Annotated in this window: 14 protein-coding genes; 9 read left to right on the forward strand and 5 right to left on the reverse strand. The window is 60.6% G+C overall.

Translation table 11 applies throughout. The features are described from left to right. Positions 1 to 17: 17 nt before the first annotated feature. Together AACY25_RS13875 and elbB are read right to left on the reverse strand one after the other, a co-directional pair. Positions 18 to 515 carry a thioesterase family protein gene (locus AACY25_RS13875; RefSeq protein WP_445262157.1) on the reverse strand — a complete coding sequence of 166 codons (498 nt, stop codon included), beginning with the start codon at positions 513 to 515 and terminating at the stop codon, positions 18 to 20. 110 nt (positions 516 to 625) lie between these two features. After that, positions 626 to 1,288, reverse strand: coding sequence for an isoprenoid biosynthesis glyoxalase ElbB (gene elbB, locus AACY25_RS13880; RefSeq protein WP_339411567.1), 663 nt, complete (start codon positions 1,286 to 1,288; stop codon positions 626 to 628). Between the two features lie 194 nt (positions 1,289 to 1,482). Here elbB and AACY25_RS13885 point away from each other — a divergent pair, with 194 nt between their 5' ends. The 3 genes from AACY25_RS13885 (at position 1,483) to ppk1 (ending at position 6,201) form a co-directional block, all read left to right on the forward strand. After that, on the forward strand, positions 1,483 to 2,718 hold the full coding sequence (locus AACY25_RS13885) for a sterol desaturase family protein (protein ID WP_339411568.1): 1,236 nt from the start codon (positions 1,483 to 1,485) through the stop codon (positions 2,716 to 2,718). 246 nt (positions 2,719 to 2,964) lie between these two features. Then, the gene (hemB, locus tag AACY25_RS13890) at positions 2,965 to 3,978 is read left to right on the forward strand and encodes a porphobilinogen synthase (RefSeq protein ID WP_339525282.1); all 1,014 of its coding nucleotides are present in this window, start codon (positions 2,965 to 2,967) and stop codon (positions 3,976 to 3,978) included. An 18-nt stretch (positions 3,979 to 3,996) separates the two neighbouring features. Then, positions 3,997 to 6,201 carry a polyphosphate kinase 1 gene (ppk1, locus tag AACY25_RS13895; RefSeq protein ID WP_339525284.1) on the forward strand — a complete coding sequence of 735 codons (2,205 nt, stop codon included), beginning with the start codon at positions 3,997 to 3,999 and terminating at the stop codon, positions 6,199 to 6,201. Between the two features lie 24 nt (positions 6,202 to 6,225). Here ppk1 and ppx read toward each other — a convergent pair whose 3' ends face one another. Beyond that, on the reverse strand, positions 6,226 to 7,728 hold the full coding sequence (gene ppx, locus AACY25_RS13900) for an exopolyphosphatase (protein WP_339525286.1): 1,503 nt from the start codon (positions 7,726 to 7,728) through the stop codon (positions 6,226 to 6,228). Between the two features lie 266 nt (positions 7,729 to 7,994). Between ppx and trxA the strand changes: the two genes are divergently transcribed. The 4 genes from trxA (at position 7,995) to AACY25_RS13920 (ending at position 12,407) form a co-directional block, all read left to right on the forward strand. After that, positions 7,995 to 8,321 (forward strand): thioredoxin TrxA, encoded by a 327-nt coding sequence (trxA, locus tag AACY25_RS13905; protein ID WP_090241426.1) that lies wholly within the window; start codon positions 7,995 to 7,997, stop codon positions 8,319 to 8,321. A gap of 256 nt (positions 8,322 to 8,577) precedes the next feature. After that, complete coding sequence (rho, locus tag AACY25_RS13910; protein ID WP_298185004.1) at positions 8,578 to 9,837, forward strand: transcription termination factor Rho; 1,260 nt, start codon at positions 8,578 to 8,580, stop codon at positions 9,835 to 9,837. A gap of 135 nt (positions 9,838 to 9,972) precedes the next feature. After that, complete coding sequence (gene ubiD, locus AACY25_RS13915; protein ID WP_339525287.1) at positions 9,973 to 11,439, forward strand: 4-hydroxy-3-polyprenylbenzoate decarboxylase; 1,467 nt, start codon at positions 9,973 to 9,975, stop codon at positions 11,437 to 11,439. Then, the gene (locus AACY25_RS13920) at positions 11,439 to 12,407 is read left to right on the forward strand and encodes a CDP-6-deoxy-delta-3,4-glucoseen reductase (protein WP_339525289.1); all 969 of its coding nucleotides are present in this window, start codon (positions 11,439 to 11,441) and stop codon (positions 12,405 to 12,407) included. The genes ubiD and AACY25_RS13920 overlap by 1 nt, the downstream gene beginning before the upstream one ends. 54 nt (positions 12,408 to 12,461) lie before the next feature. Here the strand turns inward: AACY25_RS13920 and AACY25_RS13925 are convergent, their stop codons facing one another. Beyond that, a complete protein-coding gene (locus AACY25_RS13925) occupies positions 12,462 to 13,439 on the reverse strand; it encodes an NADPH:quinone oxidoreductase family protein (protein ID WP_339525291.1) in 978 nt (325 codons plus the stop codon). A gap of 158 nt (positions 13,440 to 13,597) precedes the next feature. Here AACY25_RS13925 and AACY25_RS13930 point away from each other — a divergent pair, with 158 nt between their 5' ends. Beyond that, a complete protein-coding gene (locus AACY25_RS13930) occupies positions 13,598 to 14,008 on the forward strand; it encodes a flagellar basal body-associated protein FliL (RefSeq protein ID WP_339525293.1) in 411 nt (136 codons plus the stop codon). A gap of 28 nt (positions 14,009 to 14,036) precedes the next feature. Here the strand turns inward: AACY25_RS13930 and AACY25_RS13935 are convergent, their stop codons facing one another. Continuing rightward, positions 14,037 to 14,486: an EVE domain-containing protein gene (locus AACY25_RS13935; protein WP_339525294.1), complete on the reverse strand. Its 450-nt coding sequence runs from the start codon at positions 14,484 to 14,486 to the stop codon at positions 14,037 to 14,039. Between the two features lie 163 nt (positions 14,487 to 14,649). Between AACY25_RS13935 and AACY25_RS13940 the strand changes: the two genes are divergently transcribed. Then, positions 14,650 to 14,784: a hypothetical protein gene (locus AACY25_RS13940; RefSeq protein ID WP_339411581.1), complete on the forward strand. Its 135-nt coding sequence runs from the start codon at positions 14,650 to 14,652 to the stop codon at positions 14,782 to 14,784. The last annotated feature ends 20 nt before the right edge of the window (positions 14,785 to 14,804 follow it).

Raw genomic sequence — 14,804 nt, forward strand, 5'->3', positions numbered from 1 at the left:
CCCACTTGTGCCTGCGCCTAGCCGCACAGATAAGTTCCGGTGCCGACGGCCACCAGGGTTCCGTCATCGCTGTGCAATTCACTGCGCACCACCGCCACCTTGTTGCCGGTGCGCAGCAGTACCGCGCTGGCGGTAAAACGCTGGCCCCGACCGGGGCGCAGGTAATCGATACGCAGGTCGATGGTGCCAAGTTTGGACAGCCGCGCCATGCGCTCTGCGCTTGTCAGGTGCTGGTGCTTGTCGAACGCACCGATCAGCGCCATGGCACCACCAGCTACATCTAGCAGGGAGGAAATCACTCCGCCATGCAGAATGCCGTGAACGAAGTTGCCGATCAGCTCGGGCTTCATCGGCAGGTGCATGGTCACGCGCTGAGCGCTCAGTTCATCCAGCTCGATGCCGAGCATCTGGTTGAAGGGAATGCGCTGAAAGAAACTGCTAACCGCTTGCTGCAGCTCGGCGGTGAGCTCGAAGGTGGGTTGCTCATGGGAGTCGTGCCTGGGCGGATGGACGATCAACCTGCCGCACTGGGGCCGCTGTGACCAGTGGCGCGGCCGGAGTACCGCGCGCATTGGCGTGATTGGCTTGCTATCGGCCTGCTCCGGTGGCTGATCAGGCCGTAGACTCAGGCTGGGTGGCTAAGTTCGAGTATCCGATCCACCAGCTTGTTGATTCCCGAGGCGGCTTCGCTGATCGACTGGGCGAGCATATAGGCTGGGGTGGTCACCAGCTTGCGCTCGGCGTCTTCGACGATCTCGCTGACTTCGCATTCATGGTGCTCCGCGCCCATCTGCACCAGGGCAGCGGCGGTTTCATGGTCCTTGCCGATGGTGCAGATTACGCCTGTGCCGAAGATCTTCGCCGCCAGCGCTGGGGAGATACAGATCAGGCCGACCGGCTTTCCGGCCTTGACGAAGGCCTGGGCGGCGCTCAATACGTCCGGCTGCACCGTGCAGTTGGCACCGCTGATGGCGAAGTCGGAGAGGTTCTTCGCTACGCCAAAACCGCCGGGCATAATCAGCGCATCGAAGTCGCCGACATGCAGTTCCTTGACGTCCTTGATTTGGCCGCGGGCGATGCGCGCCGACTCCACCAGTACGTTGCGCGTTTCGTCCGTCTCGTCGCCGCTGTAGTGATCGACCACATGCAGTTGCGCCACGTTGGGGGCAAAGCACTGCACCTGCGCGCCGCGCTGATCGAGGCGCAGTAGGGTGATCACGCTTTCATGGATTTCCGCGCCGTCATAGACGCCACAGCCGGAAAGAATCACCGCAACTTTCTTGTTCATCAAGTTCTCCTGAATTGCCAGCCGTATCGGATTGAGTCGTGTTCTGTCGTCGCCTGAGCCGTAATGTCGCCATATGCCACCTAGGTTGGCATGGTGCGCCGCGAGGCGGATGTAGCGCTGGGCTAGGATTATTGAGCAATCCTAGCCGTTAGCCTCGTGCAGCGATATGGCGATTCTATGCAACCGGTGAAACCATGAATTACATCCTTTATGCCGTACCGTTCTTCTTTGCCTTGATCGCTTTAGAGCTGTTGCTCGACCGCTGGCGCGGGGTCAGCACCTACCGCTTTTCCGATGCCGTTAACAGCCTCAGCGCTGGGGTGTTGTCGACTACGGTGGGCTTGCTGACCAAGGTCGTCGGCCTGCTCACCTACACCTTTGCCTGGCAACAGTTGGCGCTGTTCGAACTGTCGGCCAGCAGCCTGTGGGTCTGGGTGTTCGCTTTCGTCTTCTACGACTTCTGTTACTACTGGAACCACCGCTTGGGTCATGAGCGCAATGTGTTGTGGGCCGCGCACTCGGTGCACCATCAGAGCGAGGACTACAACCTCTCTACTGCGCTACGGCAGACCAGTACCGGGTTTATCTTCGGCTGGATCTTTTACCTGCCGATGGCTGTGGCCGGTGTGCCGCCGCTGGTATTTCTGACCGTGGCGGCGCTGAACCTGCTCTACCAGTTCTGGGTGCATACCCGGCATATCCCAAAACTGGGCTGGTTCGAGTGGGCGTTTATAACCCCGTCCAACCACCGTGTGCACCATGCGCAGAATCTTGTTTATATGGATCGCAATTATGGCGGTGTGTTCATTCTCTGGGATCGTCTGTTCGGCACCTTTCAGGAAGAGCTGGATGAAGAGCCGGTGATCTTTGGCGTAACCACGCCGCTGGCCAGCTGGAACCCGCTGTGGGCCAATGCGCAGTTCTATGTCGCACTGTGGCGTGATGCGGTACGTACCGAATCGTGGTGGGACAAGTTGCGCATATGGTTTATGCGCACGGGCTGGCGCCCGGCTGACGTTGCAGCCAAGTATCCACAGAGCAAGCCGGACCTCAGCCAGTTCGTCAAATTCGATGTGCCGCTGAGCCTGGCGCAGAAACTTTATGCCGGTGTGCAGTTCAGCCTTTATGTGGCAGGCGGCACGCTGCTGCTGGGTATGGCCGGCGAGCTAAGCCTGGCGCAAACGCTGCTTGGCGTGGCCTGGATGGCGGTGGGCTTGTACATCATCGGCAGCTGGCTGGAAAACCGACCTAACGCCAAACGTCTGGAAATGCTGCGTCTGCTGCTCAACCTACCGCTGGCCTGGCTGGCGTTGCAGCTGGGCCTGCTACCGGCCCAACCGCTGATTTGGGGATTGTTGTTGGGTTACAGCCTGCTCAGCCTGGGTGCACTGTTCTGGACCCCGCGCGGGCAGAATGCCGTTCCCGCCTAAGCGTTATTCATGGTTGGACCCCACAACGGTGGACAGGCGCAGGCCTGCTCCACCGTTGTGCTTTCCGCGCCGCGAAAACCCGGCTGGGCTTATGTGTGTGCAACATATCTTCGACATAGTTGCGGCGCTATGCTGGTTGGCCTTGCGGCAAGCGGTCGCAGCGCTGTCGTGAGTTGTCATACTTTGGTCATAATGACGGCTTATAACTGTCACACTCGCCCGTCGCTACGGGCTTCGGAGCCTGCCGTGAGCTTTACCCCTGCCAATCGCCTGTTTCCCGCCACTCGCCTGCGTCGCAACCGCCGTGATGACTTTTCCCGGCGTTTGGTGCGGGAAAACCGCCTGAGTGTCGATGACCTGATTCTGCCGGTGTTCGTCCTTGATGGCGAAAACCGCCGCGAAGCGATTGCCTCGATGCCGGGTGTCGAGCGTCTGTCTATCGACCTGCTGCTCAAGGAGGCCGAGCACTGGGTCGCCCTGGGCATTCCGGCGCTGGCGCTGTTCCCGGTAACGCCGCTGGAGAAGAAATCCCTGCTCGCTGAAGAAGCCTGGAACCCGGAGGGCATCGCCCAGCGCGCGATCCGTGCCCTGCGCGCGAAATTCCCGGAACTGGGGGTGATCAGCGATGTGGCGCTGGACCCGTTCACCACCCATGGCCAGGACGGCATTCTCGATGCCGACGGTTATGTGCAGAACGATGTCACGGTCGATGCCCTGGTCAAGCAGGCGCTGTCACATGCCGCTGCTGGTGCTCAGGTGGTGGCGCCCTCGGACATGATGGATGGCCGTGTGCAGGCGATCCGCGAGGCGCTGGAGCTGGCCGATCACAGCAATGTGCGCATCATGGCCTACTCGGCCAAGTACGCCAGTGCCTACTACGGGCCGTTCCGCGATGCGGTGGGTTCGGCGGCGAATCTGGGCAAGGCCAACAAGGCCAGCTATCAGATGGACCCGGCCAATGGCGACGAAGCGCTGCATGAAGTGGCCGCCGATCTGGCCGAAGGCGCCGATATGGTCATGGTCAAGCCGGGCATGCCCTACCTGGACATCCTCTGGCGGGTCAAAGCGGAATTCAAGGTGCCGACCTTTGTCTATCAGGTCAGCGGTGAGTACGCCATGCATATGGCGGCTATTCAGAATGGTTGGTTGGGCGAGGCGGTGATTCTCGAATCACTGACCGCCTTCAAACGTGCGGGTGCCGATGGCATCCTGACTTATTTCGCCGTGCGCGCGGCAGAACTGCTGAAGCAGGGGCAATAGCCCCGCCAGGACTTTGTAATGAACACCGAAGGACTCAGTACCCCTGAATTGCAAGACGCCCAGCCGGTCGTCGATGAGGTTGTAGCCGTGGAAACCCCTGTCATCGAGGCCCCAGCGCCGGTTGTACCTGCGCCTGTGGTGATCCATAACCTGGATGACAGCAGCCTGTATATCCACCGCGAGCTGTCGCAGCTGCAGTTCAATATCCGCGTGCTGGAGCAGGCGCTGGATGAGTCCTATCCGTTGTTGGAGCGGCTGAAGTTCCTGCTGATTTTCTCCAGCAACCTGGATGAGTTCTTCGAGATTCGTGTTGCCGGCCTGAAGAAGCAGATCAACTTCGCCCGCGAACAGGCTGGGGCCGATGGCCTGCAACCGCATCAGGCGCTGGCGCGGATTGCCGAGCTGGTGCACGAGCAGGTGGACCGGCAGTACGCCATCCTCAACGACACCCTGTTCCCGGCGCTGGCCAAGCACAACGTCAATTTTATCCGCCGGCGCTTCTGGACGGCCAAGCACAAGGCCTGGGTGCGCCGTTATTTCCGCGACGAGATCGCACCAATCATCACCCCGATCGGCCTCGACCCGACGCACCCGTTCCCGTTGCTGGTGAACAAGAGCCTGAACTTTATCGTCGAGCTGGAAGGCATCGACGCCTTCGGCCGCGACTCCGGTCTGGCGATCATCCCAGCGCCGCGACTGCTGCCGCGCATCATCAAGGTGCCGGAAGAGGTTGGCGGCGCTGGCGACAATTTCGTGTTCCTTTCTTCGATGATCCATGCCCATGCCGATGACCTGTTCCAAGGCATGAAGGTCAAGGGCTGTTATCAGTTCCGCCTGACCCGTAACGCCGACCTGTCGGTGGACACCGAGGACGTCGAAGACCTGGCCCGTGCCCTGCGTGGCGAGCTGTTCAGCCGTCGTTACGGCGATGCGGTGCGCCTGGAAGTGGTCGACACCTGCCCGCAGCCGCTACTGGATTACCTGCTCAAGCAGTTCAGCCTGACCGAGGCCGAGTTGTATCGGGTCAATGGTCCGGTCAACCTGACCCGCCTGTTCAGCATCACTGGCCTGGAAAGTCACCCGGAGCTGCAATACACGCCGTTTACCCCGGTGATCCCCAAGCTGTTGCAGAACGCCGAGAATATTTTCAGCGTGGTCAGCAAGCAGGACATCCTCCTGCTGCACCCCTTCGAGTCGTTCACCCCGGTGGTCGACCTGCTGCGCCAGGCGGCGAAAGACCCGCACGTGCTGGCCATCAAGCAGACCCTGTACCGCTCCGGGGCTAACTCGGAGATCGTCGACGCGTTGGTCGAGGCAGCGCGTAACGGTAAGGAAGTTACGGCGGTAATCGAGCTGCGTGCGCGTTTCGACGAAGAATCCAACCTGCAGCTGGCCAGCCGTCTGCAGGCTGCAGGTGCGGTGGTGATCTACGGCGTGGTGGGTTTCAAGACTCACGCCAAAATGATGCTGATTCTGCGCCGCGAGGCGGGCGATATCGTTCGTTACGCGCACTTGGGTACCGGTAACTACCACGCCGGCAACGCCAAGCTGTACACCGACTACAGCTTGCTCACTGCCGACGTGGCGCTGTGTGAGGATGTGTCCAAGCTGTTCAGCCAACTGATCGGCATGGGCAAGACCCTGCGCATGAAGAAGCTACTGCACGCGCCGTTTACCCTGAAAAAGACCCTGCTCGACATGATCGCCCGCGAAACCGCCCTGGCGGCCGAAGGCAAGCCGGCGCATATCATCGCCAAGTTCAACTCGCTGACCGACCCGAAGATCATCCGCGCGCTGTACAAGGCCAGTCAGACCGGGGTGAAGATCGATCTGGTGGTGCGCGGCATGTGCTGTCTGCGTCCGGGGATTGTCGGGGTCTCGCACAATATTCAGGTGCGCTCGATCATCGGCCGCTTCCTCGAGCATACGCGGGTGTTCTATTTCTCCAATGGCGGCGAGGAGAAGATCTACCTCTCCAGCGCCGACTGGATGGAGCGCAATCTCGACAAGCGCGTCGAGACCTGCTTCCCGGTGGAAGGCAAGAAGCTGATTCTGCGGGTGAAGAAAGAACTGGAAAGTTACCTGGCCGACAATACCCAGGCCTGGGTGCTGCAGCCGGACGGGCGTTACCTGCGCACCAGCCCAAGTGGCAACCAGAACCCGCGCAGCGCGCAGGCTGGCCTGCTAGAGAAGCTGACTGCGCCGCTGATCAGCGCACGATAAACAAGGCGCAATGGGGCGTGAGTGTCAGCTCACGCTCAGTTCGATTCCGATCCGTTTGAGCCATTCCGCTTCCTGAGTGAAATCTGCCTGGGTGAGCGGGTTGTGCTCCAGCCAGCCATTGGGGAACTGAATCTCCAGGCGCTGCCCGGCGGCCTGCAGCTGCACGTTGGGCATTTCCTGGGTGCCGCGGATGTGGTGGAACAGGATGGCGAAGCGCAGTAGCACGCACAGGCGGATCAGCTTGACGCCTTCGGCGCCGAAGTCGGCGAACTTGTCTTTGGGGATATTGCGCCGATGGCCGCGCACCAAGAGCGCAAGCATCTGTTGGTCCTGGCGCGAGAAGCCGGATAGGTCGGAGTGCTCAACCAGGTAGGCGCCGTGCTTATGGTACTGGTAGTGGGCGATGTCCAGGCCAACTTCATGCACCTTGGCCGCCCAGCTGAGCAGTTCGCGGTGCCAGTCGTCTTGCAGCTGCCAATCTTGGGCAACCTTCTCCAGCGCCGAGAGCGCTTTGCTTTCGACCCGCGCGGCCTGGTCCAGATCGACGTGATAGCGCTCCATCAATGAGCTCAGGGTGCGTTCACGCACGTCCTCATGCTGATGGCGGCCGAGCAGGTCATAGAGCACGCCTTCGCGTAATGCGCCTTCGGAATGGCTCATGCGTTGGATATCACAGGCGTCGAAGATCGCTTCGAGAATCGCCAGGCCCGCCGGGAAAATCCCCCGGCGATCGGGTTTGATGCCGTCGAGGTCGAGTTTCTCGGCCTCGCCGATCTTGAATACTTTGCGCTTCAACCAGGCCAGACCCTGTGGATTGACCTCGCCTGAGCCGAGGCCGGCAGCCTGAATGGTCAGGCCGATGGCTTTGATCGTGCCGGAGGCGCCAACAGCATCTTCCCAGCCCAGGCGCCGCAGGGCGTGCTCGATGCCCATGATCTCCAGGCGCGCGGCGGTGTAGGCCTGGGCGTAGCGCGCCGGGGTGATCTTGCCGTCCTTGAAGAAGCGCTGGGTGTAGCTTACGCAGCCCATCTGCAGGCTTTCACGCAGCAGCGGCTCGAAGCGTTGGCCGATGATAAATTCGGTGCTGCCGCCGCCAATGTCGGCGACCAGGCGGCGGCCTGGCGTGTCGGCGATGCTGTGCGACACGCCGAGGTATATCAGTCGCGCTTCTTCACGTCCGGAGATGACTTCAACCGGGTGGCCGAGAATTTCCTCGGCGCGGCGGATAAATTCGCCACGGTTACGTGCCTCACGCAGGGCATTGGTGCCCACCACGCGCACTGCGCCTTCCGGCAGACTGGCGGTCAGCTGGGCAAAGCGGCGCAGGCAGTCGAGCCCACGCTGCATGGCTTCTTCGCTGAGCAGGCGTTGCTCATCAATGCCGGCGGCCAGCTGGACCTTGTCGCCGAGGCGTTCGAGGATGCGGATTTCGCCGTGATCGGCTTTGGCCAGCACCATATGGAAGCTGTTGGAGCCCAGGTCGATAGCTGCAATCAAAGGAAAAGACTCGGCAGGGGTATGCGGCATGGCAGAACCATCTCAATGCGTAACCGCGCCATCGTGCCACGATAGCCTGGCCCCGCCAACGCATACTGATGTCGCAGGTACAGGCCGGGGCCGCTGCGCTAGGGCTCGTGCGGCTTGCCGGCTGTCTGAATAGTTTGTGACGCAGGTGGCCGCGTGGCTGGCTTATGACTACGCCATAGAGAAGCTCAATTGCCGCCGCCTTCCTGTGTGGGAAAAGCCGGGCTATGATGTCGCCCATCTTTTGCTTCCGAACACGGAGACTTTCCATGAGCGAATTCATCACCAATGTCAGCGATGCCAGCTTCGACCAAGACGTCCTGCAGGCCGAAGGGCCGGTGCTGGTCGACTACTGGGCTGAGTGGTGCGGCCCGTGCAAAATGATCGCGCCGGTGCTCGATGAGATCGCTCAGACCTATCAGGGCAAACTGAAAGTCTGCAAGCTGAACATCGATGAAAACCAGGACACCCCGCCGAAGTTCGGCGTGCGTGGCATCCCTACGCTGATGCTGTTCAAGAACGGCAATGTTGAAGCCACCAAAGTGGGCGCACTGTCGAAGTCGCAATTGGCAGCCTTCCTCGACAGCAACATCTAAGTTGCGCTGAGACGGCAACACGCCCTAGAAGCCCCGCACATTGCGGGGCTTTTTTCTATCTAGGCGCTGGACGTATGAATAAAACCGGTGTTACATTCGTCCTCGCTGCATTTCCTATGTAGCCCCCTGCAAGCCGTCGCCGACGCATTCCTACGCGAATACCTTCGATACACGCTGGCGATCCAATCGCCTTTTAGCGGCGCGGCCTCCCAAGCTGAATAGCTTATTTCCCCTCCTTCATGATTACGTCATTCCTATGAATCTGACCGAACTCAAGCAAAAGCCGATTACCGAACTGCTGGAACTCGCTGAACAACAAGGCCTGGAAAACATGGCCCGTTCGCGCAAGCAGGACGTGATTTTCTCCCTGTTGAAAAAACACGCTAAAAGCGGTGAGGAAATCTCCGGTGATGGCGTGCTGGAGATTCTCCAGGACGGTTTCGGCTTTCTCCGCTCTGCGGATGCCTCGTACCTCGCTGGCCCCGATGACATCTACGTCTCGCCGAGCCAGATTCGCCGCTTCAACTTGCGTACTGGCGATACCATCGTCGGTAAGATTCGCCCGCCGAAAGAAGGCGAGCGTTACTTCGCGCTGCTCAAAGTTGACACGATCAACTACGACCGCCCGGAAAACGCCAAGAACAAGATTCTGTTTGAAAACCTGACGCCGCTGTTCCCCACCAAGCGTCTGGTCATGGAGGCCGGTAACGGCTCCACCGAGGACATCACCGGCCGGGTGATCGACCTCTGCGCCCCGATCGGCAAAGGCCAGCGCGGCCTGATCGTCGCACCGCCGAAAGCCGGTAAGACCATCATGCTGCAGAACATCGCGGCGAACATCGCGCGTAACAACCCCGAGTGCCACCTGATCGTGCTGCTGATCGACGAGCGCCCTGAAGAAGTGACCGAGATGCAGCGCACCGTGCGCGGCGAAGTGGTTGCCTCGACCTTCGACGAGCCGCCAACCCGCCACGTGCAGGTTGCCGAAATGGTCATCGAGAAGGCCAAGCGCCTGGTCGAGCACAAGAAGGATGTGGTTATCCTGCTCGACTCCATCACCCGTCTGGCACGTGCCTACAACACCGTGATCCCGAGTTCCGGCAAGGTCCTCACCGGTGGTGTCGACGCCCACGCTCTGGAGAAGCCGAAACGCTTCTTCGGCGCTGCGCGTAACATCGAGGAAGGCGGTTCGCTGACCATTATCGCCACCGCGCTGGTGGAAACCGGCTCGAAGATGGATGAAGTGATCTACGAAGAGTTCAAAGGCACCGGCAACATGGAGCTGCCGCTGGACCGTCGCATCGCCGAGAAGCGTGTGTTCCCCGCGATCAACATCAATCGCGCCGGTACCCGTCGTGAAGAATTGCTGACTGCCGATGACGAACTGCAGCGCATGTGGATTCTGCGTAAGCTGCTGCACCCGATGGATGAGATTGCCGCCATCGAGTTCCTCACCGACAAGCTGAAAGCGACCAAGACCAACGACGAGTTCTTCCAGTCGATGAAGCGTAAGTAAGGCGTTCTTCGCCCTACAACAAAAGCCGGGTAAGCCCGGCTTTTGTGTTCCTGGGTATTGGCTTTCCCTTCTGAAAGACCCAGTTCGGCGCTAAACTTTGCGCCCCTATTGCTCGGCCCGAAACGAGGCATCTGCATGCAGTATCGTGACCTGCGCGACTTTATCCGCGGTCTGGAGACACGCGGCGAACTCAAGCGCATCCAAACGCCGGTTTCCCCTGTGCTGGAAATGACCGAAATCTGCGACCGCACCCTGCGTAAAGGCGGGCCGGCGTTGCTGTTCGAAAATCCCACGGGTTTTGATGTGCCGGTGCTCGGCAATCTATTCGGCACACCCAAGCGCGTGGCGCTGGGCATGGGTGCGGAAGAAGTCAGCGAGCTGCGCGAGATCGGCAAGCTGTTAGCTTTTCTCAAAGAGCCCGAGCCGCCGAAAGGCCTCAAGGACGCCTGGAACAAGCTGCCGATCTACAAGAAGGTGCTGAGCATGGCGCCCAAGGTGCTGAAGGATGCGCCGTGCCAGGAAGTGATCGAAGAGGGCGACGATGTCGACCTCGGCAGGCTACCCGTGCAAACCTGCTGGCCAGGCGATGTCGGTCCGCTGATTACCTGGGGCCTGACCATCACCAAAGGTCCGAACAAGGAACGGCAAAACCTCGGCATCTATCGCCAGCAGGTGATCGGCCGTAACAAGGTGATCATGCGCTGGCTCAGCCACCGTGGTGGCGCCCTGGACTACCGTGAGTGGTGCCAGAAGTACCCGGATCGCCCCTACCCAGTGTGCGTCGCCCTCGGCGCCGATCCGGCAACCATTCTCGGCGCGGTCACGCCGGTCCCCGATACCCTGTCTGAATATGCTTTTGCCGGTCTGTTGCGCGGTCACCGCACTGAGCTGATCAAGGCCCGTGGCAGTGATCTGCAGGTGCCGGCCAGCGCCGAAATCGTCCTGGAGGGCGTGATTCATCCGGGCGAGACCGCTCCTGAAGGGCCGTATGGCGACCACACCGGTTACTACAACGAGGTCGATACCTTCCCGGTGTTTACCGTCGAGCGCATTACCCGTCGGCAAAAGCCGATCTATCACAGCACCTACACCGGTCGTCCGCCGGATGAACCGGCGATTCTCGGTGTGGCGCTGAACGAAGTGTTTGTGCCGATTCTGCAGAAGCAGTTTCCCGAGATCATCGACTTCTACCTGCCGCCGGAAGGTTGCTCGTACCGCATGGCGGTGGTGACCATCAAGAAGCAGTATCCCGGCCACGCCAAGCGCGTAATGCTCGGTGTGTGGTCGTTCCTGCGACAGTTCATGTACACCAAGTTCGTTATCGTCACCGACGACGATATCAACGCACGGGACTGGAACGACGTGATCTGGGCGATTACCACACGCATGGACCCCAAGCGCGACACGGTGATGATCGACAACACACCGATCGATTACCTCGACTTCGCCTCGCCGATCTCCGGTCTCGGCTCGAAGATGGGCCTGGACGCCACCCATAAATGGCCTGGGGAAACCAACCGCGAGTGGGGCCGAGCTATCGTTCAGGATGAAGCGGTCAAGCAGCGCGTCGATGCGCTGTGGTCTGAGCTGGGAATTGATTGATGAAAGTCACCCTGAATCCTTCAGGTGCAGTACTTGACGTGCAACCCCGCGAGCGCATTCTCGATGCCGCGCGGCGGCTGGGTTACGACTGCCCGCAAGCCTGCCGCAATGGCAATTGCCATATCTGCGCAGCGCTGCTGGTTGAAGGCCGCGTGCAGCAGGGTGGGGTTGAGCTGAGCCAGGGCGAGCTGTTCACCTGCCTGGCCGAGCCGCTGCAAGACTGCGTGCTGCATTGGGATGGCGTGCTGGCGCCTGGGGAGCTGCCAGTGCGTGAGTTGGCCTGCCAGGTAGTCGCGTGTGATGACGTGGGCGGTGATGTCTTTCGTCTGCGCCTGCAGGCGCCGGCTGGCAAGGCGCCACGTTACCACGCCGGGCAATATCTGCTGCTGCAGCGCGACGGCGATGATTACGCAGCCTTCTCCCTGGCCTCGGCACCGCACCGCGGCCGTGAGCTGGAGCTGCATGTGCTGGCCCGCGATGAGGTCACAATTGCGCTGATCGCCCAGCTGCGCCGCAGCGGCCTGGTGCGGGTGAAGCTGCCGTTTGGCGATACCCATCTGGCCGAGTTGCCGGATGGGCCGCTGGTGCTGATCGCCGCCGGCACCGGCATGGCGCAGATGCACAGCCTGATCGAACATAGCCGCGCCGCCGGTTTCGCCCATCCGGTGCACCTGTACTGGGGCGCGCGCCGCCCAGAAGACTTCTACCAGCTGGAGCACTGGGCGCAGTGGCAGCAGGTGCCCAACCTGTTTCTGCATCAGGTGGTCAGCGACCCCTGTGGTTGGCAGGGCCGCTGCGGACTGCTGCATGAAGCGGTGCGTGAAGATTTTCCCAATCTCAAAGCGCTGCATCTTTACGCCAGCGGCTCGCCAGCTATGGTCTACGCCACCCTGGATGCGCTGGTCGAGGCTGGCATGGATGCCCATCAGATGCGCGCCGACGTATTCGCCTACGCGCCGCGCGGCTAAATCTCGTGCATAAAAAAGGCCGCCTGATGGGCGGCCTTTTGTTGCGCTTAGGGCTTAACGCACAGCGACTACGACTTTACCCACGGCCTTGCGCTGCCCGAGGGTGTTGATCGCCTCTGCTGCCTGTTCCAGCGGGAAGGTCTGCGAGACCAGCGGCTTAAGTTTACCTTCGGCGTGCCAGGCAAACAGCTGCTGGAAGTTGGCGGCGTTGTCCTGTGGCTGGCGCTGAGCAAACGAGCCCCAGAAAACCCCGACCACGGCCGCGCCCTTGAGCAGGGTCAGGTTGACCGGTAGCTCAGGAATGCGCCCGCTGGCGAAGCCCACCACCAGCAGGCGGCCATTCCAGGCAATGCTGCGAATGGCTGCATCGAACAGATCGCCGCCGACTGGATCGTAAATCACGTCTGCGCCCTGGCCGCCGGTCAGGCGCTTCACTTCATCCTTGAGGTTGCTTTCGCTGTAGTTGATCAGCTCATCAGCGCCGGCGGCCTTGGCCACTTCGAGTTTTTCTGCGCTGCTTGCTGCGGCAATTACCTTGGCGCCCATGGCCTTGCCGATTTCCACGGCAGCCAGGCCGACACCGCCGGAGGCGCCGAGCACCAGCAGGGTTTCCCCTGGTTGCAGATTGGCGCGCTGCTTGAGGGCGTGCATCGAGGTGCCATAGGTCATACCAAAAGCGGCGGCGCTGGAGAAATCCATGCTCGCCGGGATGGGCATCACGTTGTAGCCAGGCACCGCCACTTCTTCGGCGAAGCTGCCCCAGCCGGTCAGGGCCATCACCCGGTCGCCGACTTTAAGGTGGCTGACTTTCTCACCGACAGCAGTGACCACGCCGGCCGCTTCGCCACCTGGAGAGAAGGGGAAGGGCGGTTTAAACTGGTATTTACCCTCGATGATCAGGGTGTCGGGGAAGTTGACCCCGGCCGCATGCACCTGCAGCAGCACTTCATTCTTCTTCGCTTCGGGGCTGGCGATTTCTTCCAGTACCAGGGTTTCGGCGGGGCCGAAGGCTTTGCACAGCACGGCTTTCATCGGGCTTTTCCTCTGCGGGTGGTGGCCATGCAGTGTAGGTGCGGGCGATGTCCGGTCAACGAGCATGCCTGTGCCTGATAGCTATGCATAAGCTTGGGGCTTGGGCCGCCGCCTGACTGTGGCTATGCTAGTAAACAAATTATCGAGGAATACCGCCCGTGAAAGCCTGGATCGCATTGTTTTTGGCTCTGTCCCTGCCCTTGGCGGCGCACGCCTCGGAAGATAAAGAGGACAAGGAGGCAGCAGTGCCCGCCGTGGCCTATGTCTCGCTGTTCCCCGCGCTGGTGGGGAATTTTGGTGATGGGCCGAAGCTCAAGTTCTTCAAGGCCGATATTTCCCTGCGGGTGACGGGTGCGGATGTCGAAGCCAAGGTCAAACACCACGATCCGCTGATCCGCAATCAACTGGTCATGTTGTTCTCTCAGCAGACTGAAGAGGCCATGTCGGCCCCGGGCGCTCGTGAAACCCTGCGTGCCGAAGCGCTAAAGCAGGTGCAGGAAGTGCTCACTCAGGAAGAGGGCAAGCCCCTGGTGGAAGACCTGCTATTCAATAACCTGATTATTCAATAAGCCGGCATGGTGCAGGCACTGCGCTATGTCAGCGCAGTGCCAGTACTGCTGCCCATTCCTCGGTGCTGACTGGCATCACCGAGAGGCGGCTGCCCTTCTGCACCAGTGGCAATTCCAGCAGCGCACTCTGCGTTTTCAGCTGTGCCAGCGGGATAACCCGCTTGAAGGCCTCGACAAAAGCCACATCGACGGCGCTCCAGGGATTCTTGGCGGCGCAGGCCTTCGCATCGAAGTAGTGGCTGTCCGGCTCCAGCGCCGTGGGGTCGGGATAATGCGCCGAAGCGATGCGGCCGATCCCGGCAATGCCCGGCAGCGGGCAACTGGAGTGATAGAAGAAGAACAGATCACCTGGCTGCATGCTGCGCACGAAGTTGCGCGCCTGGTAATTGCGTACGCCATCCCAGGGTGCCTGCTCCAGGCGCTGCAGGTCGTGGATCGAGAGTTCGTCGGGTTCTGACTTCATCAGCCAATAAGGCATGAACTTTGCTCCTGTGGTTCAGTCCGTTAGCGGGCAGGTGCTGATCACTTTGTTGTGCCCGGCTTTTTACAGCTGGTGCGTGTAGATGGCAGCCGCTGTCGGACCTATAAAAATAATCGCCGCGAATACAGCGTGCGCTATGCCTTTAAGGGGGAGGCATTCGATGAAACGTAAACCCGATGTGTTGTTGATTTTGGTAATACTGTTCAGCCTGGGCGTGGTTACTACCGGTTATACCCAGAGTTTGTGGGATCGCCAGGTTGATACGCCGGTCACTCAGTCGCAAGCGGCGGGTTGAACCTGGTACGTACCGCAGGG

The sequence above is a fragment of the Pseudomonas sp. EA_35y_Pfl2_R111 genome, assembly GCF_963970955.1.
Classification (GTDB): Bacteria; Pseudomonadota; Gammaproteobacteria; order Pseudomonadales; family Pseudomonadaceae; genus Aquipseudomonas.

Bases quoted from the DNA above. Each gene is read 5' to 3' on its own strand.
- elbB (WP_339411567.1), bottom strand. From the start codon at position 1,288: ATGAACAAGAAAGTTGCGGTGATTCTTTCCGGCTGTGGCGTCTATGAC.
- AACY25_RS13885 (WP_339411568.1), top strand. From the start codon at position 1,483: ATGAATTACATCCTTTATGCCGTACCGTTCTTCTTTGCCTTGATCGCT.
- ppk1 (WP_339525284.1), top strand. From the start codon at position 3,997: ATGAACACCGAAGGACTCAGTACCCCTGAATTGCAAGACGCCCAGCCG.
- ppx (WP_339525286.1), bottom strand. From the start codon at position 7,728: ATGCCGCATACCCCTGCCGAGTCTTTTCCTTTGATTGCAGCTATCGAC.
- trxA (WP_090241426.1), top strand. From the start codon at position 7,995: ATGAGCGAATTCATCACCAATGTCAGCGATGCCAGCTTCGACCAAGAC.
- rho (WP_298185004.1), top strand. From the start codon at position 8,578: ATGAATCTGACCGAACTCAAGCAAAAGCCGATTACCGAACTGCTGGAA.
- ubiD (WP_339525287.1), top strand. From the start codon at position 9,973: ATGCAGTATCGTGACCTGCGCGACTTTATCCGCGGTCTGGAGACACGC.
- AACY25_RS13920 (WP_339525289.1), top strand. From the start codon at position 11,439: ATGAAAGTCACCCTGAATCCTTCAGGTGCAGTACTTGACGTGCAACCC.
- AACY25_RS13925 (WP_339525291.1), bottom strand. From the start codon at position 13,439: ATGAAAGCCGTGCTGTGCAAAGCCTTCGGCCCCGCCGAAACCCTGGTA.
- AACY25_RS13935 (WP_339525294.1), bottom strand. From the start codon at position 14,486: ATGCCTTATTGGCTGATGAAGTCAGAACCCGACGAACTCTCGATCCAC.
- AACY25_RS13940 (WP_339411581.1), top strand. From the start codon at position 14,650: ATGAAACGTAAACCCGATGTGTTGTTGATTTTGGTAATACTGTTCAGC.